The following is a 17,672-nucleotide window of genomic DNA, read 5'->3' on the forward strand; positions in this document are numbered from 1 at the left end:
TCCTTTTTGGGCAATGCAACAACTCTCCATTGACCAAAAGACAGGAAAAATCTCTCGGGCGGGCAATGCAACACGACAAAACTCTTAAGGTTCCCCACCAAACAAACGTTTATTTGAAAATGCTATATGACGCACTTCTAAAAGGTATTGTACATTTAGCAATATCAATTTTTGTCACTCATACAAACGTTTATTTAGTTTGTGCCAAATCCTATATATATCAACGTTTCTCCTCTTCAGTTACAAAGAATAGCGACGAAATTTGGCGGCCATTATATTTTCATTTCAGCATCTTTACTTCCACCATCTGCTATTGACTTATTCCCTATACCAGTCCTTGTCGAGAGAATAAACTCGGGCGGTGACAGGCAGCAGTAGTTTGATTCAAAAGCAAAAAGGGTATAAATTATATACTCTTAAAACGAAAGGAAGATGAACATGTATAATCATATCCTTATAGGTTTTAATAGTTCCGAAGACAGTATGAAAGCATTGCAAAGAGCCGCACAATTCTATGCACTGAACCGTGACTGCAAAATTACGGTTGCTCATGTTATTCAAAAGCAAACATCTAATATGGCTTATACTTATTCTGTTGTACCGAGTGTAACAAGTGTAACAAGTATAAATGGAGGAGTTCCCCCATCCCCCGTTCCACTGCCTAAGACCGAGCTTCCTCCGGAAACACAAGAAACCAGCCCGAACAGTAAGATTTTGGATCAGGCGAAGTCATTTTTAATGAGCCAAGGGGTACCTGCCGAATTTGAGGCATTAGACGGACAGCCTGTTAATGATGACTTATGTGATTTTGCCTCGGAGCAAGGTGTGGATTTAATTATTGTGGGGAATAGCGGAAAAGGAGCGCTCCAAAAACTGCTAGAGGGCAGTGTCAGTGAAAAGGTAATGAAAAAAGCGGAGATGGATGTCCTTATTGTTAAATAACAGAAACTACCATTGGGGTCAGACCCCCATTTCGGTAAAACTTTACTAGGACGGGGGATTGGCCCTATTATTAAAACAACAAAAAAATCAATACCTATCTGGAATTATTTTTGAACATTCTGTGACAAAGTGTTATAATAAAAATAACAAAAGGAGTGGTATCTATGAACAAATGGTCAAAACAAGGATTGATTTTCGCCGCGATTCATACTTTATTTTTCCTTAACTTAGCGTTTGACTTTATTGAATTTTATTAGACTTGCAGATTTGCAATACTCTTCTGAGTGACTGGTATGTTTATATTCTTCTACTATCTTCTCTGCTAATGTTTTGATCTCTCTTCATCTTAGATTCAGATTTCCATTTTAAAAAAGGGCATTCGCTGTCTTTAGGCACGAATGTTTTTTTCTGGACGTTTTACTGCAACATTAGATGCTACTAAATGGTAATTAGATAATAAACAGGAGCAACCTAAATGTTTTTATTGAGGAATTAGGCTTGTGATCTTCCATAAACGTGCCCTTTAATGGAATAAAAATATTATCAATAGCAGCTTTACGCTTTTCTGCTATTGTCACTTGTTGATCGTAACACTTCAGTCAAGAAATTAAAGCTTGATTACAACTCCTCTGATGCTATCCATATCAATATTCTTTCAGTTCAATCCCGTTGGCAGCTTTCGCTATCATTTTCGAAATCATCTTAAACTGTACGTCCATTCGAGATAAGTCCCCGGCCAATAAAGTTTGCAGACACAGGCTTTTTCCCTGCTTCTCTTGCCCAAATTGATAATTGTCCTATATGGTGAATTTCGTGTGCAATAACATGTCGTATTACCTCACCCCAAGTGTCGGTTACAATTCTTCCATCTGGCAGGGTATCGTAAAATAGTTGATTTTCCATACGATCATCCCAGTTATTCGCAAAATTCTCCACTTCCGCACGAAATTCAGCATCCAATTTCCGAACCTGATTCAAGCTTTTATAATCATCAAAATTCCCCATAAAGTCTGGTTTACCTTGTAAAAGGCGTATCCAGCTCCATTCCACATCAACAATATGGAAGAGTGTATGTAGTATACTGCCTACTCCGCCAGTTCTAGTTTGTAAAAGCTCCTCTTCACTTAACTCTTCACACCACTGATACCATTCTTCTCTGACCATCCAGTTATATAGAAAAAATGTTTTCAATGAAAGCCCTCCAGTATTTAGAAAATAAGTTAATTGATTTTGAGAATGAAAGTATTACTTATTCAATTTTCTCCTTAAAGCTGCTATCGTTGGTTAAAATAAAATCACTCAAGAACTCCACACTGACTATTTTTATTGAAATATTGTTTTTCGATTAAACGCTCTATCATGAAAAAAGGACGCAAATCTATATTCCAGAAATGCGTCCTTTCGGGGAATGAATCAATGGTGTTTAATTGGTCACGTAATCAAGAAAAGCATCGGTTGTCTTAATTGTTGCATATAAGCTTTCAAGCGCTGCCATGTATGCATAATGGACACTTTCTGCATCAATGGTTTTATTGTTAAAGGTGAGATCAGGACATGTACATGCATCCTCTATAACCGTACACTTGAACCCAAGGTCAACCGCCGCACGACTTGTTGCATCGATGCACATATGGCTCATCATGCCCACGATTATCACATGTTTAATACCTATTCTTTTTAATTCAGCTTCTAAAGACGTATGTAGAAAACTATTCGGAAAATGCTTGACGATCACCGGTTCGTTTTCCAATGGGGCAACACTTTGATGAATATGAACCCCTTCTGTGTCTGCTGCAAAAAATGGTGCTTGGCTATCTTCGAAAATGTGTTGAATGTGAAAAAGGGGAAGATTGTTATCACGAAAATAATCTAAGATTACCCGTGCATTATTCGCAGCTTTCTCTGTTTCATGGAGTGCCATTTTACCGCCTGGAAAATAATCATTTTGAATATCAACCAATATTAGTGCCGTTTTATCCATCTTGTTAGCTCCTTCCTCTTGAAAAGAATTGAATCTTTTGTAAGTATATTCGCCATCAATATAAAATTGCCTCCTTGAAAAAGGCCCAATTCATTAAAAAAGCGAACTTCTTGCTCTAGAAATACGCAAGATTGCTGAGGAGCGGTAGAATCCTTTTAACGAGATATCTATAAAAATGGAGTACTTCCTTTTTTTTAACGAAGTACTCCTTATTCCCCTTTTTTTAATATAAAAAATATCCTAGATCAGAAAGCAGTTGTTTTAATCTTCTTGCTTCATTAGCAAAGGGAGAACTGCCAAGAAGAATGCTAACCGTTGCCTGTGATGACAGTGTGCATCGTCAGAGATTTTGCACAATCTGAATTGGATTATCGTCCGGATCTGCAATCCAGGCAATGAGCAGCCGACCGAGCCATTCGTGCGGTGAGACCAGGGCTTTGGCACCATTCGAGATGACGGTTTTAAAGGCTGCAGCTGTCCATAAAATCACTGCAACGCGCTGTCCATGAGACACTGGGTCGAGGCCATGATCATCGCGTGCAAGGAAACAGATGCGATGCCTATTCTATAGTCATCGAGAACCAAATCAATATGAATTGGTTCGCCATCGTTTGGCACTCGGAAGGTCTCGGTAAATCCCAGACTCTCGTAGAACGTAGCTGCTCTCACTACATCCGAGCTGAACAGAATAACTTGGGGATTACGGAAGATCGACAATTTGTAACACCTCCTATTGTTCAAGTTGGAGCGAGAACCATTAATTATTAGTTCAATTGTTTCGTGAAAAATCCTTTTTTTTATTCAATTAAACGCCCCGATTTTGGAAGACTGCTCTATGGAAATTAATTAACCTTATATAACACCTAATACATTTTTGATTATTTCAAATGTATTAAGCGGTACAACAGTCTGTCATTCAGTGTTAAAAACTATTTCAAGGATGGTACATTTCATTGGCCGTAATCACTGACATTTGAAAATGGAATTCCATCGAACCTTTTGATGATTTCAATGGCAAAATCGTATTCCTGCAACTGGTTCATTTTCTGACGAATTAACCAACTAATATAATCTTGATCCTCGATGACGACCCAAGAAACTAGTTTTCCTTTATACCTACCAAAACTAAAATCCATGACACTCCCTCCATTCCATCGGCATTTAAACCTCTCTATTTCTATATAGGTTCATGGACCTTAGGAAGGCGCCTATTTAACCAAACCGACATGAAATTTACTATTTTTGCATTCTCTTCCCTACTAACCTAGTTTATGAACCAAAAAAGGACGGTTCTTATGTCTCATTAAAACAAATGAAAGGCGAGAACCGTCTCATGTATCATCTAAGGGATGCTGCACTTGAATAGTAAAAAATTTTAAAACGTGACACCATACTAACTAACCACTTATATTTTTCTGAACCCCTTTATTATCAACCAATTCTAGAATTTTTTTAAAAGCCAACAGGGATTTTTGAAAAACTGGGCTTAATATGAATGTGTATAAAAACGTGACGATAAACACAGGTCCACCTAAAAAATAACCTAAAATAAGGACTAAAGTTTCTACAATGATTCGTGCGTAGCTGACTGATAAACCTGTCATATCGGAGATAGAAAGCATAAATCCATCTCTTGGGCCTGCTCCGAAACCTGCTGCTACATACATACCTGCTCCTATTCCTGTAATAACGATTCCTGATAGGAGGATAATATAGTCTAGCCAAGTATTAGTTGCCGCAGGCAGGATATCTGTCCATAGGAAAAAGTCAGTGATCGGTCCAATTAGCAATGCATTTGGGATTGTGCCTACATGTATATAGCGGCGATTGACAAAAAATGAAAACAGTAAAAGCACTAAACCACATAGCACACCCCATGTTCCTATTGATAGCCCGAACCTTTGATACAGCGCTACGTTTAAAACATCCCATGGATGTAACCCAAGATGTTTTACCTTTATTGCTATTGCAATACCTAGACCATAAAGAACTAATCCTATTAGTAAATATAGATAACGAAGGAAAGCAATAATTATCCACCCCTTTCAAAATATTCACTCTGCAATAAGTGCAGAAAGAAGCAAGAGAACCGTCCCCTTGCTTCTTTTGTTTCATATTTGAAAGGCATTTTTATCAAATAAGGATAGTGATTGGTTGGCTTCTTTTATTGAGTTTTCCACTAAATCTTCAGTGTTGGTTCCTTCTAGCCTAGATAAACTTAACTGTAATAACAGGGGTAAGTTGGTACCGCTTATAACTCTGATATTTTCATTATTAAGAGATAATAACACAGCTGCTTTGTAAGGTGTTCCTCCAGGTATATCGGTTAAGATGATGAAAGATTGGCAACCAGTTAATTGATTAATAGCGTGATTGAGCTCCTCTGTTAAGTTCTCTTGGGACATTCCTTCCAGAAAATCAATAGATACATAATTTTCAGCTTCCCCTGCTATTAATTTTAAGGAACTCGTCAAACCAGAGGCGAAGTTTGCATGCCCAGTTAAAATTAATCCAATCATATATTCTCCTTTACTTTATCAATGTCTAATTTTCTTTGCTTTTTCCACTTCTGCTATAAAAATTTTAGCTTTTTCTTCATCAATAGGATTTTTCATATTCCCATTTTTAACCCATGAACCTACACTAACACCATCATAATATTCTAGTAATCTAGCAATATTATTACCCGTAGCTCCACCACCGAGAAAAACTGGTACATTACCTCCAATTTTCTTTCGGATTTTTTGAATGATTTCAATGCTTTCATCTGCGTTTTTGCCCCCAAGGAATAATCCATCAGCAAAAGCATTTTGAATGGTATCCCATGCAGCAGCTGAAATCTCCTTTCTGCCGATCTGCTCATAATGAATTTCTTGAACGTCAGCAAACACGGGAACTTTTGATCCGAGTTTCTTTTTAAGATTACAAATATCTACACATTGGGCCTCTAATAAACCGGCATAGCCAACCTCCACACCTGTATATAAATGTTCAACTCGAATAAAATCTGCTCCTATTGCATCAGCAACTGCCAAACTAGCTACACCATCCCAATTGACTAGTATCCCTTGAATCATATTTGGGAACTTTTCTTTCAAAACATATCCTAGGACACTCATATAGGCTATTGTTTCGGGGTTAGCAATTTGTTTAACTGGAGCATCATTTCTATTTTGAATAATATATCCATCGAACCCATTTCGTTGTAACATGGCAACTTCTTCAACCGAAATTTGAATAATTTCTTCAAACGGCATACCACTATGCCTAAAGCTACCAGGCATTGGTTCGGGTTGAAGCATTGCTAAGGCATATGGTGCTCTCTTATCCTTAAACATAAGAATCTCCTTCTAAATTTTTTGCATATTCCAGAGCGATAGTAAACATGGCATATGGTGGGATGACACCTTTCTCAGTTATAATTGCCCTTAAATATTTGGGTTCGATTTCTAATAACTTGATACCATCAAAATTTACTTTCTTCTTTATTTCTTCCTCCCAATGTAAGGCAATTTTTTGACTGAAGTCATACGGCATTGGTGATAATCTAGTATGCCCCTGGATATTTCTTGTATCTACCTTGATCATTGGGGTTAGTGCATATAAAGGTTTATTTAAATGCTCGCATAGTACAGCGAGGATATCCGATCCGATTGTATTAAATACAGTTCCATTCGGATAAAATGTTTCAGCACCAATAAAGGCTGCTTGGCACTTCTTCAGTACCTCAAACATAGTTGAATCCGGAAAAAAATAAGTGTTATGCTCAGCCTTAAGGCTGCCTTCAACAAATGGTCTACCACCATCTAAAGCCCTGCTTTCAGCAATATATACGTTCATTTTTTTATTAGCATTTAATATAAATTTATTTAGTGTACTTGAATAATCAAACACCATAATCGAGTCATATTGCTCACAAACATTATTTGCATATTCTATAATTTTCGCTATGTCTTCTTCGGCTTTATGAAAATAACTATTCAACCGCTCTATTAAAAAACTTTTTACTTGGTTGTATTCCTGTAATCTCATTTGATCCAAACCATTTATCATATAATTTATCGCGTTATAAACAGCTCTGCTTTGTGAACCTCTAACCGCTTTAAAGTATTTCGCTAATTCTAATGTCTTATCAATTATTTGCGCAGTGCTATCTTCATGGATTGCAATGGAAGCTATCATATCTCCAATCATTTCGATATGACGATTAGCACCTAAAACCCTGCTATACCTAATATCATCAAAGTATTGGCAGGACGATTCAGGTAATAAATTTCTAACTTCCTCCACATTCATTTGCTACACGCCCTTAAAAGTTATTTCCCTCTTTTGCTATAAATCTAATAGTCTTGCTGAATTCTGAAAGTACATTTTATCTAATGTTGTTTCCGACAAGTTTAATAAGTCGAAGGTATCAATTGAACATTTTGTTATTTTATGAGGGTAGTGAGAGCCAAAAAGAAATTTATCATGATTAATTTTGGAAAATGCCTTTCTTAATATAGGCAGTTCATACATACATGAAGTCTCTACATAAACATTTTCAAGCTTTGGAACTAACTCGACACAGCCATAGCCAAAATCCGTTGTTCCCATATGCAAGAACACCATCTTCACATTTAGATGTCTCTCTGCATAATACGCCCATTGGGCAGGCATTGTTCGGCATCCCCATCCTGTAAAGACATTAACTACCAGATTATGCTTTCCAGCAAGTTCAAAGACCTCATCAAGAGCATCACATTCTTCAGGAAAATAATTATGTTCCAATGAGTCTAACTCAATAGCTTTAAAACAATCCATAGAACAGATTCGTCTCATCTCATCAACACAATCATATTCTTTCGGATTAATAACGGCACAGCCAATTAACTTTTCAGGGAATTCTTCTACTAAGTTTGCAATAAAATTGTTTTGTTTAGAAATACCTTTTCCATGTAAGGCAGAGACAACCCTTCTAGCAATCTTATTTTTTTCCATATCTTCCATTAACTCATTAACAAAATAATGATTATTTCTTCTATCCCATTTAATATGTGAATGATAATCAATGATCATAGTATCGCTTCTTTCAAATTGATTTACTTAAGAATTCCTAATAAAACACCCACAATCCCGACGGCCATCGTAATGACTATTAGAGTAACCGCTCCCACTTTCTTTTTACTCAAAAGATAATACATAAGAAGCGTATATATGACTGGTAATAATCCTGGGATTAACCCATCCAAAGTTTTCTGCAAACTAACAACAGTTTCACCGGCCTTATAGCTCCATGCGAGGTTCATATTTACAAACTTATACACGAACCCTCCAATAACTACATATGCTGCAATCCCAGCATAATGAGTAAGCTTTCCAAGAATTCCAGAACTTTGTACCTTTGCAACAAAATCAACTCCAAATTTATACCCTTTGAATATCCCTAATCCTCTTAACAGCTGACCTACCAATGCCATCACAAAGACAAATAGAATAGGTCCTATTACACTAGTATGATTACTCGCAACAACCAAGGATATGGCTAGGCCAGCCATAATCGGCCGTAATGTACCGTGATACAATGAATCTCCAATACCCGCTAACGGCCCCATTAATGCCGACTTAATTGCGCCAATACTGCGTGGGTCAATATCTTTTTCATTAGCATTTCTTTCTTCCATAGCTGCAGTCATACCTATAACGAAGTGAGATAATCTTGCCTCTGTTAAAAAAAGTTCAGAATGTCTTAGGTACGCTTCACGTTTTTCATCTTCATCTTTATATATTTTTTCTAACACTGGAATCATTGAAAACATAAAACCTGGTGCTTCCTGTTTTGAATAGTTAAATCCTGTAACAAAGCCCTGTGAGTATAAATACGTTTTCCAAAGATCTTTTTTATTTAAATGGGTATCAGAATTATCTTTACCTTCTATATCTTTATTGTTTTCTACCATATCATTGCCTGAAGTCATATTTATGCCACCTCTTTCTCATGTCTTTTATCAGTAAAGTAAGCCATGGCAACACAGATTACAGCAATTAGGGTAATTCCAATAGGATTAATATTTAAATAACTAGAGAAAAATAACCCAATTAAGAAGTAATGCCAAATCCCCTTAGTATTTATTGATTTTAGTAATAATGCTAACCCGACAGCACCAATCATCTGTCCACCAACAGTTAGTCCATCAACAATTACCTTAGGTACCGCATCTATTATCGCCTGAACAGTTTCGGCACCGAAGTAGATTGCTAAAAAGGTAGGAACAGCAAATAGTACTAAGTTAAACAAATTGGGCATGATTTGACCATAAAACCACATCCCTTTAAGACTTAAACGTTTGGCAGCATCCTCAACCTTTTTACCAGTCCATACCGTTAGAACCATATTTCTAAAATACATGGCCATCTGTCCTAGTACGGCCAAAGGTAATGCTGTCGCCAAAGCAACAACGGTGCTGCCTGAGATAACAGCGAAAGCGGTTGCGATACCTGTGCTAAAAGTCTCTTCCGGCGGCAGAGCAGTTCCTACAAATACCTGCCCTAAGAACATTAATTCAATAATGACCCCAACTTGTAGTCCTATCCCAACATCACCCATAATAAATCCAACAAGTGGACCAACTACAATTGGACGATAGGTAAAAAACTGTGTTACATACTTATCAAGGAATATTAACCACATGACCAAGGCAACCAATATTGAAGAAAGCAGCAGGTTATCCATTCTATCTCCCCGTTCTTTAATAGGTTTTAGTTATTAATTCAACCCCATCAATAGTCCTGTCACTCGGAACAGAACGAACGTCAAGCTTAATACCTTTTTCTGCAATTTGTTTTAGGTTTTCTACATCCTCTTTCTCCAAATATAAATATGGCAACAACCGTTTTCTTCCTGTTACAGATTTAGAATTACTTATATTGCCTACATTAATCACATCCATTTTAAACCCAGTCTCAAATAATTGATTAGCTGTTTTTGGGTTCCTTACGATTAAGAAAATTGATTCTGTTATTGTATTGGAATTTAATAATTTTGAGGCTTCATCAATTGTTTCAACGTACAACTTTACATGCTGTGGAGTAGTTAGTTGAAGTAACATTTTCTGAGTTGGATCATTAGCTGCAATGTCATCTGCAACAAGTATTGCAGCAGCTCTAGAATCAGCCAGCCATGCTGTTACAATTTGACCATGTATTAGTCGATCATCGATTCTCATAAGTGTTACTGACATTTTTTTATCCCGCTCCTCTAATTAACTTTCGTCCATAATTGTTCTGCATTTTTATAAAAAACACATTCTAACTCTTCTTCTGACATCCCCAAATGATATAATTTATCAATTTCAATGTTAGTTGGTTTATATGGCCAATCTGTTCCAAATAATATTTTCCTAGGGCCAAGGAGTTTAACTGCTTTTAATAAAATGTCATACTCCATATTTGCTGAGGTTTCTACCCAGAAGTTATCTATATCCTTAATCTTTTCAATAATACTAGACCCAAATTCCCTTCCACATATATGTGTAAATACAAATCTCATCTTAGGCCTTTCTATTGCATAATTCACCCAAACATAGGGTGTACACAGTGGACTAGCACCGCCATGGATTTGGACGTGAACTCCGTATTTTCCAATTTCATCCAAGACAGGACCGATTTGGGGACAGTTTTCTGCACTATAGCCATGTTTCCATGGCATGAATTTTACTCCATTCATTTGGAGATCACCCAAACACCTATTTACCTCATCAATGGCATCTGGTGCTTTCGGGTCAATATAAGCCATGCCTTCGATAAACTCCGGGAATTCCTTCATAGCTTCAGCAATAATATTATTATTATCTTGCATACTGTATTGGGAAAGACTACAAATCCCAACCTTTGAAATGCCAAACGCCGATAATTGGCTTACTAATTGTGAAGCACTATTTTCTTCTCCTGACCTCGTCTTTCCTAAATGTGAATGGAAATCGTACATCTTCATTATGAGCCTCTCACTTTCATGATAAAGAGATTATATTTATATTCCGCCCCGATGTATGAATTTTCGGAATATTCAACAGGGATACCTTGCTCATTATAGGTAACTCGTTCTTTATAAATAATAGGTACATGATCATCAATATATAATTCCCGTTTTAATTCCTTCGTCGGCATAATGGCCTCTATTGTCTCATCTGCACTTCCCAAACCTATTCCATACTTTTCAATAAATTCATACAAGGAACTATTCGAATCAAAATTATCCTTGGTTATTCTAAATCCAAATTTTAAACTTACATATGTTTCATTGATTCCGATCAGTTTATCATTTAATAGTCTTAATCTTTTCAAATAGCAAACCTTTTCCTCGAGGCCAATCTTTAGTTTTTCACTTACCTTAACACTGGGTTGTATTTCTTTACATACAAGAATGATGGAACTCGGCTTATCCCCTTTGGCTTTTGCGTCCCCACTAAAGCTTTGAAGTTCCGAAAGGTTTCGGTATTTTTTTCTAGGTAACACAATGGTGCCAATACCTCTTTTTTTCTTTACATATCCATCGTGTTCTAGATCTGAAATTGCTCGTCTGACTGTGATACGGCTAATATCAAATTGTTCTTGGATTTCGGCCTCGGAGGGAATAATACTATTCTCTTTAAATTCACCGTTTTCAATTTTATGTTTTATTAATTGATACAATTGATGGTATATCGGTATTTTGGAATTCTTATCAATCACTTCCCCTAACATGTTTACCTCCCTTCATTTTGTCAAATTGGCCAAAATGGATTTCTAAGTTGTTATATCATTAATACTAGTTGTTATATCGTTATTGTATGAGGAATTTTAGGTAATATGACTGTAGTAAAATACAAAACTTAAGATTCTTTAAAATAAGTTCTTATTTCTGCATTTTGATGAATTTAGCTCCGCTTCCTTTATCTACTTCTTGCAGCGAATAAAAAGTCGTTCCTCACTCAGAGCCCCTGTCCTATCGGCATAGACTCAAACGTCTTCAAATATGCTTTTGGGTTTTCCGCATTTATCATCCCCGCAGGGTATTACTTTTCAATTTAATCCCTTTATTAAAAGTCTCCCAAAATCCATATATAAAATGAAAGAAATTACAAAAAAACCCTTCCAAAAAACCAATTTGAAGCCAAAAATCACATTTTCCTTTCAAAAATGGCTCCAAACTAGACTTTTGTTCATTCGATAACTCCAGCCAAACCCGATATCTTAAAAGTGCAACGGAGCATAATGATGCTTCGATAAACAAACAAATCGTCCCCTTGTTTCAGCAGGGAACGCACTTCCGAAAGGGTGGCTCACAATGAATGTAAATTCAGGCAACATTGAAAATTTTGCAGAGTTTTCACAGTTTGAGAGTATTCAGCAGTTTAACCATCATATGGAGCAGTGGATGTTGGGGCATAAGGATGATTTTACTAAAGGGGAATTGGTTGGGTTAAAGCGTTTAGTTCGCTTTGCCGCAAAAATTCCTGGTGTTTGCAATGCCAAAATCGGAACTGTAGTAGCGGCGATTCATAAAGAATACAACGACAACGGCATCTCCCGCTCTACCTTTAAAAGAATGCTCAGCAAGGCTAAAACTTTAGGCATTTTCACGGTCCATGAAACGGAGCGAAAAAACGGCTCACAGTCCAGTAATTTGTACGTATTCAATCGTTTTCCTTCTAGTGAACCACCTAAAGAAGAAATAATGGACCAGCCAAAAGAAACTAATAATCTTTTAAAAACTGAAAAAGATCAAATGAATAATAAACGTAAAGAAGAACCGTTAGCAGCAGAATTAGACCATACATATGTCCGGAGTCGTGTTCCAAAACCTTTTGTTGAGCTCGTTAAATACTTCTATTCCGAAGCGAAAACGATCGAGGAGTATTGGCATATGACCCAAATCGCTGCCTATTACAACAGCAGCCAAAACAGAAAAGAAGTCGTATTGGAACTTGCCATAGAATCCTTTAAGCAGCTGATTCGAAAGATTAAGTTCACTAATGCTGTCAGAAACCCATTTGCCTATTTTTATGGAGTCTTGGATAGAAAATTACACCATCGCTATCAAAGAGATGTATTTGAGAAATATGGTCATACATATTGAAAAAAAATCCATTTTCGGCACAAATAAGTAGTTAACTACATGGTGCTATATCAAAATTACAGGTGTGGACTCGGTATGTATTTGCTAGGCAAAAGGGTGCACAAAAAACGGTAAGTATACATCTAGAAGTGGTAATAAAAAAGGGGGATAGCGAAATAAATGGGGAATCCGGCGAAATCCTGGGTAAAGTCCGCGAAATAAAAAGAAAAGTCGGCGAAATAAATTGGAAAACCCGCGAAATTCCGTTACCGAACCCAACGGAACCCAGCCTGAGCGCTAATCTCTGCCTCAACCTGGATGGAGGAAAAGAACCGCCTCCCCACGTTTCAAAAAGCAAAAAACCCCGTATCAGCAATTGTCAAAAAATTGTCACGAAATGGGCGGATTTTGTCGGTTTTTGTATACTGTAGTGCGTGGTTGGATGGGGTTTTCTGTTATTTAATAGGTCTAAAGGAGGATGCCCCAGTTTTTAAAGTTTTTTCCAAGATTAATGGTGAAGGTGGTGGTGGTGTTCCTACGTCCGAATGAAAGCGCAATCCTTCTACTTTGTACTAAGAAGCAGTTCCTATCAGCAGCAATTCAGGCAAGTCTTTTAGCAAGTCAATCCTATTCTAAGGAGATAGTTATGATGCCTAATCAAACAAATTACATGATCGATAAGACGATGATTTTAATGACTGGTGAATATGACAGATATGGAAAACTGTGTGCACGTGTGATGGATGGGACTGCTGCTTTTCTTGTAGACCGAACACCATTACAGCTTCTGGATGATTCGTTAATAGCGATTGGTTTTGATCTAAGAGGAGCCATGAACAGTTCGAAAAGGATTCTTGGAAAGAAAATCAAATGCCCTGTAATTGTGAATCCTTATCTGGGAATTTGTCTGTTCCCTTTAAAGTCGCCTCATAAAGCAGATTGCATTTGGTTTAATCCGAAACATATTATGAAAACCACCGCGGCAGGCAGCAAGACCAAGGTAGAATTGAGCAATGGTTATTACATAATGGTTGATCTTAAACTATATTACTTTAATGACAAAATTCAAACGGCCCGTCAATTAATGCAGATTTCAAAGGAAAGAGGCACTCATCCTAATGGTTCAACCTTTCTCCTCCAGCCGAAAAAAGAGCAGCAGCTGGCTAAGGAAAAGACCGGAAAATACGATTTTCATTCCTTAGAAAAAAAGCAAGATTAAAATCCCAATCTTTTTAACATTTGAAAGGAGCCATACATGAAAATCCAGATCGAACTACATATCGCAGAGGTCATCAAAGCATTAAGAAAGACACTTAAACTTACCCAAGAGGAACTGGCAGAACGCAGTGGTCTCAATCGTACCTATATCAGTTTGTTAGAAAGAGAAGGAAGAAGACCCAGCTTTGAAACCATTGTCTCGCTGGCATACGGATTTCAAATGGAACTATCCGAATTCATCAAAGCAATAGAAGAACACCCGAAAAATTGGTGGCTAAAAGGATTTCCGGAAACAGAAAGTCCTGAGTATTAGTATTTGGGCAAGCAAAGGGATGCTTCATTTCGTTGGTGTTAAAACAGAAGAACCATCCCTTTTCTTTCTTTGTTTTTGTGACAAATACTGCAAAAACATCAATCATTTCAACCAAACAAACGTTTATTTGAAAACATTAAATTGCGCTCTGCTAAAGTATTTAAGTTGTTTGACAGGTGAAATTTTTGTCAGTCATACAAACGTTTATTTGAAAATGACTCCAACCCGCATCAGGATCATACTTTTATGTTCATATAGGAATAAAAAATGTCGATTCCAAGGATAAAACGCAGGACTGCAATTTTCATACTATTTTTCCAAAATACACAGTTTTGTAGGCTGTAGCCCGTGGAGCAATCTTGCTTCTAATTATGTAATGGTCTTAAAAAGGAGAATAATCCTTGAAGAAAGAAAAGACCTTTTACACAGGAGAAGCAATTCGGCGTTTACGTGAAGCAAAAGGAATGGTTCAAGAAGAGCTGGCTCATTATAGCAATTTGGATCGGTCCTATATCAGTGATTTGGAAAGAAACATTAAAACACCATCCATTTATACCATCTTTAAGCTTGCAAAAGGATTAGAAATGGAGCCCGAGGAAGTTGTAAAAGAAATCAAAAAAGACAATGATGATTTTGATAGCAAATTTGAGAAGGAAGAAAACCGTTCGCCGTAGATCTGGCGGCGGTTTTCTTGTTAAATAAACACTGGTCGATATTCCATGTGACAATTGTGATCAATTCCACCCATACCACATATGTCTTTCCAACAAAGATATCCTTGTGACAAATTTAGAGGCAACACGACAAAATTTTTAAGTCACTCCACCAAACAAACGTTTATTTAAAATATGCTAAATCACGCACTGTTAAAGGGTTTTATTAGTTTTACTGCTAAAATTTTTGTCAGTCATACAAACGTTTATTTGGTTTGGGGGTTATTCTTTATATATCAACGTTTCTCTCTTTTAATTACAAAGAATCATGGCGAATAATGGCGTCCCCATCATTTCTCTTTGTGGTGGTGACAGGCACCCATAAGGCACCAACTTCGGGCGGTGCCACATTAAAAACCAGGCAAGCAGAACGCAAGCCCGGTTATTAAATAGAATATATTAAACAGCACTTATTAATGGCAATTCTTCTTGTTTACGAATAAATCGACTCATACTACGATCAATATACTCTATCGTATCAAAAACAAGTAGTTCCTCCATAATATTTAATTTTATCGCTTGCTTACGGTTATCTTCATATTCTGTAATGGGTATAAGAAGCTCCGTTTCTAAATCATATCGGTAAATATTTCCACCTATTGCTATAGTGCCATCTATTCCACCGATAATCATGGCAAGATGTGAATCATCTATCCACACCGCATCTTTAACTTTATATTTTGTTTCGTCTATATCTAATCTGATTTCTTCTTTAGTTCCCAACTCTAAATCAAATTTATATAAATTGCTCGCTACTTCCCATTCTAAAGGGGTTATATAAACAGCATATGTTCCGTCAGGAGAAATGGCAGGTTTACTTGAAAAGTGGCTTTCAAGTAAACGTTCAACCCTATTTTCATTTACAATATAAATAAACCCTGAAGAATCATCATATCTTAATTTATACATTTTAAACTTCTCCTCCTTCAGTAGGTTCTTTCTCATCTAAAATCTCAATTTTTTTAACACCTAAAGGTTCGGCTGATGTATCTGGAAACTTTCCATTTAATAAAACGTATTTTAATTCAGGGTACTTATATAATAATTCCTGAATTTGAGATAAGGGGATAACAACCATTTTAAAATTTGCATTTTCTTCAATTACAGAAAAATAATCAATTTTATCAGGGCTTGGATCAACTGGAATAACTAATACCCAATAGTCTGGTTTATGTTCCATTACAGTAAATGCTTCATTCATTATAGCACCTTTATCAGGCATCGTTGCCCACTTCTTACATTGGAATATCCACTTTCTTTCATATGCTAAACCAAAAGGGAGTTTTTCAAATGTTTTTGCTACAACATCCCTGCCTTTGTCTCCTCCCCCTTTCCCGAACCACATTCTATTATAAAAATGCCCTTCGAATGCAAGAAGGTAATATATAAACTTCTCAAAATGCTGATGATTAACCTCCGACCAATTAATTCCATCTACCTCTATCATTTAACTTTAGCCCCCTTTTATACACATCACGTTCTCTTACTTGCTTCTAATGGCGGGAATATAAATCAGTATGATAGACAGCCATATCACTGCCCTCTCCCAATAAACTCCTACAATACCTCTCTCGCTTCTGTTCCCTTGTCCCCTCATAATAACCGAGCAAGCTGCCCAAATTCATAAAATTCGGCGAAATAGCAGTTGGGTATTTGTATAAATAGAAGCTGCTCCATGGATAATGTTCGGGTTTCCTTGTCATTTTGGCTTCTACAGGGTTTAAGTGAATATAACGGCTGACCGCCAGCATCCCTTCTTTATCTTGGATCACTTTGTCATAATACCGCTTCTCAAACACATGACCCGTTAAACGGTATTTTGTATTATAGTAATTGGCATACCGTTTATTAATCAGCGACATAAGCTTGGATAATGAATATTCCTCTGTTTTCATTTGCAGGTGGTAATGATTATTCATTAAGCAATAGGAGGACATTTCAAAAGGGAACTTTTCATGGAGTTGATGGAGGATATGCAGGAAAGCTTGAAAATCACTGGCATTTCGAAAAAGCGGATCACGGCGATTCCCTCTACAAACAATATGATAATAACAGTTTGGGATCCATACTCTTTTTGGACGTGACATCAAGTTTCCCTCGCCATCGTTTGTTGCTTATGTAATCCCCGGCGTCTTAGGCTCATTGCTTCCCAAATCGCGTTATCTGTTATCACTTTTTCACCAACAAGATCCGAGATGGTTCTGGCCAACCAAATGATTTTTATTTGAACGCGGTTACTCCAGTTTTGCTTTGCTGCAACACTCATAAGCATTTTCCTCTGATCGCTCGTTAAAGGACTGACTTCCGTTAAAATTTGAAATGGAACTAAACAGATACTAGATACCTTCCTTGTCATAAAACAACCTCCAAAACAGCCATAATAAAAATAGCATTGATTCGACTTCATCTAGGTTGCATTCATCAAAAATA

Annotated in this window: 22 protein-coding genes; 5 read left to right on the plus strand and 17 right to left on the minus strand. The window is 36.8% G+C overall.

From position 1 onward, the window contains the following. Positions 1-438: 438 nt before the first annotated feature. Positions 439-942, plus strand: a complete 504-nt coding sequence (locus IE222_RS10830) for a universal stress protein (protein ID WP_191272646.1) — start codon at positions 439-441, stop codon at positions 940-942. 702 nt (positions 943-1,644) lie between these two features. Here IE222_RS10830 and IE222_RS10835 read toward each other — a convergent pair. The 13 genes from IE222_RS10835 to IE222_RS10900 all read right to left on the minus strand — a co-directional run bounded on the left by IE222_RS10835 (position 1,645) and on the right by IE222_RS10900 (position 11,644). Then, on the minus strand, positions 1,645-2,133 hold the full coding sequence (locus IE222_RS10835) for a DinB family protein (protein WP_191272648.1): 489 nt from the start codon (positions 2,131-2,133) through the stop codon (positions 1,645-1,647). Positions 2,134-2,365: 232 nt separating this feature from the next. Further along, positions 2,366-2,923, minus strand: a complete 558-nt coding sequence (locus IE222_RS10840; RefSeq protein ID WP_191272650.1) for a cysteine hydrolase family protein — start codon at positions 2,921-2,923, stop codon at positions 2,366-2,368. A gap of 950 nt (positions 2,924-3,873) precedes the next feature. Further along, on the minus strand, positions 3,874-4,059 hold the full coding sequence (locus IE222_RS10850; protein WP_191272654.1) for an exodeoxyribonuclease X C-terminal domain-containing protein: 186 nt from the start codon (positions 4,057-4,059) through the stop codon (positions 3,874-3,876). Between the two features lie 261 nt (positions 4,060-4,320). Beyond that, entirely contained in the window at positions 4,321-4,959 is a 639-nt protein-coding gene (locus IE222_RS10855; protein ID WP_191272992.1) for a YczE/YyaS/YitT family protein, read from the minus strand. Between the two features lie 75 nt (positions 4,960-5,034). Continuing rightward, positions 5,035-5,442: a PTS galactosamine/N-acetylgalactosamine transporter subunit IIA gene (agaF, locus tag IE222_RS10860; RefSeq protein ID WP_191272656.1), complete on the minus strand. Its 408-nt coding sequence runs from the start codon at positions 5,440-5,442 to the stop codon at positions 5,035-5,037. 18 nt (positions 5,443-5,460) lie between these two features. Continuing rightward, the gene (locus tag IE222_RS10865; protein WP_191272658.1) at positions 5,461-6,261 is read right to left on the minus strand and encodes a BtpA/SgcQ family protein; all 801 of its coding nucleotides are present in this window, start codon (positions 6,259-6,261) and stop codon (positions 5,461-5,463) included. After that, complete coding sequence (locus tag IE222_RS10870) at positions 6,254-7,219, minus strand: IF-2B domain-containing protein (RefSeq protein ID WP_191272660.1); 966 nt, start codon at positions 7,217-7,219, stop codon at positions 6,254-6,256. The genes IE222_RS10865 and IE222_RS10870 overlap by 8 nt, the downstream gene beginning before the upstream one ends. Before the next feature lie 36 nt (positions 7,220-7,255). Next, positions 7,256-7,981 carry an amidohydrolase family protein gene (locus IE222_RS10875; protein WP_191272662.1) on the minus strand — a complete coding sequence of 242 codons (726 nt, stop codon included), beginning with the start codon at positions 7,979-7,981 and terminating at the stop codon, positions 7,256-7,258. 23 nt (positions 7,982-8,004) lie between these two features. Further along, positions 8,005-8,880: a PTS system mannose/fructose/sorbose family transporter subunit IID gene (locus IE222_RS10880; protein WP_223282649.1), complete on the minus strand. Its 876-nt coding sequence runs from the start codon at positions 8,878-8,880 to the stop codon at positions 8,005-8,007. Between the two features lie 2 nt (positions 8,881-8,882). Continuing rightward, complete coding sequence (locus tag IE222_RS10885) at positions 8,883-9,635, minus strand: PTS mannose/fructose/sorbose/N-acetylgalactosamine transporter subunit IIC (RefSeq protein WP_191272664.1); 753 nt, start codon at positions 9,633-9,635, stop codon at positions 8,883-8,885. A 16-nt stretch (positions 9,636-9,651) separates the two neighbouring features. Continuing rightward, complete coding sequence (locus IE222_RS10890; protein ID WP_191272666.1) at positions 9,652-10,143, minus strand: PTS sugar transporter subunit IIB; 492 nt, start codon at positions 10,141-10,143, stop codon at positions 9,652-9,654. Positions 10,144-10,160: 17 nt separating this feature from the next. Then, entirely contained in the window at positions 10,161-10,895 is a 735-nt protein-coding gene (locus IE222_RS10895) for an amidohydrolase family protein (protein WP_191272668.1), read from the minus strand. Next, the gene (locus tag IE222_RS10900) at positions 10,895-11,644 is read right to left on the minus strand and encodes a GntR family transcriptional regulator (RefSeq protein WP_191272670.1); all 750 of its coding nucleotides are present in this window, start codon (positions 11,642-11,644) and stop codon (positions 10,895-10,897) included. The genes IE222_RS10895 and IE222_RS10900 overlap by 1 nt, the downstream gene beginning before the upstream one ends. Before the next feature lie 583 nt (positions 11,645-12,227). Between IE222_RS10900 and IE222_RS10905 the strand changes: the two genes are divergently transcribed. From IE222_RS10905 to IE222_RS10925, 4 genes are all read left to right on the plus strand, one after another. After that, positions 12,228-13,019: a hypothetical protein gene (locus IE222_RS10905; protein ID WP_191272672.1), complete on the plus strand. Its 792-nt coding sequence runs from the start codon at positions 12,228-12,230 to the stop codon at positions 13,017-13,019. Between the two features lie 457 nt (positions 13,020-13,476). Then, positions 13,477-14,217 (plus strand): competence protein ComK, encoded by a 741-nt coding sequence (locus IE222_RS10915; protein WP_191272676.1) that lies wholly within the window; start codon positions 13,477-13,479, stop codon positions 14,215-14,217. Between the two features lie 36 nt (positions 14,218-14,253). Further along, on the plus strand, positions 14,254-14,529 hold the full coding sequence (locus IE222_RS10920) for a helix-turn-helix domain-containing protein (protein ID WP_191272678.1): 276 nt from the start codon (positions 14,254-14,256) through the stop codon (positions 14,527-14,529). A gap of 401 nt (positions 14,530-14,930) precedes the next feature. After that, a complete protein-coding gene (locus IE222_RS10925) occupies positions 14,931-15,203 on the plus strand; it encodes a helix-turn-helix domain-containing protein (protein ID WP_223282650.1) in 273 nt (90 codons plus the stop codon). 438 nt (positions 15,204-15,641) lie between these two features. On the opposite strand, the gene IE222_RS10930 is transcribed toward IE222_RS10925, so the two are convergent. From IE222_RS10930 to IE222_RS10945, 4 genes are read right to left on the minus strand one after another with little or no spacing between them, the layout of a single operon-like run. Beyond that, positions 15,642-16,151, minus strand: coding sequence for a DUF4652 domain-containing protein (locus IE222_RS10930; RefSeq protein WP_191272680.1), 510 nt, complete (start codon positions 16,149-16,151; stop codon positions 15,642-15,644). 1 nt (position 16,152) lies between these two features. Beyond that, positions 16,153-16,689 (minus strand): restriction endonuclease, encoded by a 537-nt coding sequence (locus IE222_RS10935; RefSeq protein WP_191272682.1) that lies wholly within the window; start codon positions 16,687-16,689, stop codon positions 16,153-16,155. Between the two features lie 46 nt (positions 16,690-16,735). Then, positions 16,736-17,329 carry a transposase gene (locus IE222_RS10940; protein ID WP_191272684.1) on the minus strand — a complete coding sequence of 198 codons (594 nt, stop codon included), beginning with the start codon at positions 17,327-17,329 and terminating at the stop codon, positions 16,736-16,738. Then, positions 17,329-17,598: a magnesium chelatase subunit ChlI family protein gene (locus tag IE222_RS10945; protein WP_223282651.1), complete on the minus strand. Its 270-nt coding sequence runs from the start codon at positions 17,596-17,598 to the stop codon at positions 17,329-17,331. The genes IE222_RS10940 and IE222_RS10945 overlap by 1 nt, the downstream gene beginning before the upstream one ends. Positions 17,599-17,672: the final 74 nt, after the last annotated feature.

Source organism: Neobacillus kokaensis (genome assembly GCF_014656545.1).
Lineage (GTDB): Bacteria > Bacillota > Bacilli > Bacillales > Cytobacillaceae > Neobacillus > Neobacillus kokaensis.

What these genes read in the sequence shown, in the direction of transcription:
- IE222_RS10830 (WP_191272646.1), top strand. Translation starts at nt 439, where the DNA reads ATGTATAATCATATCCTTATAGGTTTTAATAGTTCCGAAGACAGTATG.
- IE222_RS10840 (WP_191272650.1), bottom strand. Translation starts at nt 2,923, where the DNA reads ATGGATAAAACGGCACTAATATTGGTTGATATTCAAAATGATTATTTT.
- IE222_RS10850 (WP_191272654.1), bottom strand. Translation starts at nt 4,059, where the DNA reads ATGGATTTTAGTTTTGGTAGGTATAAAGGAAAACTAGTTTCTTGGGTC.
- agaF (WP_191272656.1), bottom strand. Translation starts at nt 5,442, where the DNA reads ATGATTGGATTAATTTTAACTGGGCATGCAAACTTCGCCTCTGGTTTG.
- IE222_RS10865 (WP_191272658.1), bottom strand. Translation starts at nt 6,261, where the DNA reads ATGTTTAAGGATAAGAGAGCACCATATGCCTTAGCAATGCTTCAACCC.
- IE222_RS10870 (WP_191272660.1), bottom strand. Translation starts at nt 7,219, where the DNA reads ATGAATGTGGAGGAAGTTAGAAATTTATTACCTGAATCGTCCTGCCAA.
- IE222_RS10875 (WP_191272662.1), bottom strand. Translation starts at nt 7,981, where the DNA reads ATGATCATTGATTATCATTCACATATTAAATGGGATAGAAGAAATAAT.
- IE222_RS10880 (WP_223282649.1), bottom strand. Translation starts at nt 8,880, where the DNA reads ATGACTTCAGGCAATGATATGGTAGAAAACAATAAAGATATAGAAGGT.
- IE222_RS10885 (WP_191272664.1), bottom strand. Translation starts at nt 9,635, where the DNA reads ATGGATAACCTGCTGCTTTCTTCAATATTGGTTGCCTTGGTCATGTGG.
- IE222_RS10890 (WP_191272666.1), bottom strand. Translation starts at nt 10,143, where the DNA reads ATGTCAGTAACACTTATGAGAATCGATGATCGACTAATACATGGTCAA.
- IE222_RS10895 (WP_191272668.1), bottom strand. Translation starts at nt 10,895, where the DNA reads ATGAAGATGTACGATTTCCATTCACATTTAGGAAAGACGAGGTCAGGA.
- IE222_RS10900 (WP_191272670.1), bottom strand. Translation starts at nt 11,644, where the DNA reads ATGTTAGGGGAAGTGATTGATAAGAATTCCAAAATACCGATATACCAT.
- IE222_RS10905 (WP_191272672.1), top strand. Translation starts at nt 12,228, where the DNA reads ATGAATGTAAATTCAGGCAACATTGAAAATTTTGCAGAGTTTTCACAG.
- IE222_RS10915 (WP_191272676.1), top strand. Translation starts at nt 13,477, where the DNA reads ATGCCCCAGTTTTTAAAGTTTTTTCCAAGATTAATGGTGAAGGTGGTG.
- IE222_RS10920 (WP_191272678.1), top strand. Translation starts at nt 14,254, where the DNA reads ATGAAAATCCAGATCGAACTACATATCGCAGAGGTCATCAAAGCATTA.
- IE222_RS10930 (WP_191272680.1), bottom strand. Translation starts at nt 16,151, where the DNA reads ATGTATAAATTAAGATATGATGATTCTTCAGGGTTTATTTATATTGTA.
- IE222_RS10935 (WP_191272682.1), bottom strand. Translation starts at nt 16,689, where the DNA reads ATGATAGAGGTAGATGGAATTAATTGGTCGGAGGTTAATCATCAGCAT.
- IE222_RS10940 (WP_191272684.1), bottom strand. Translation starts at nt 17,329, where the DNA reads ATGTCACGTCCAAAAAGAGTATGGATCCCAAACTGTTATTATCATATT.
- IE222_RS10945 (WP_223282651.1), bottom strand. Translation starts at nt 17,598, where the DNA reads ATGACAAGGAAGGTATCTAGTATCTGTTTAGTTCCATTTCAAATTTTA.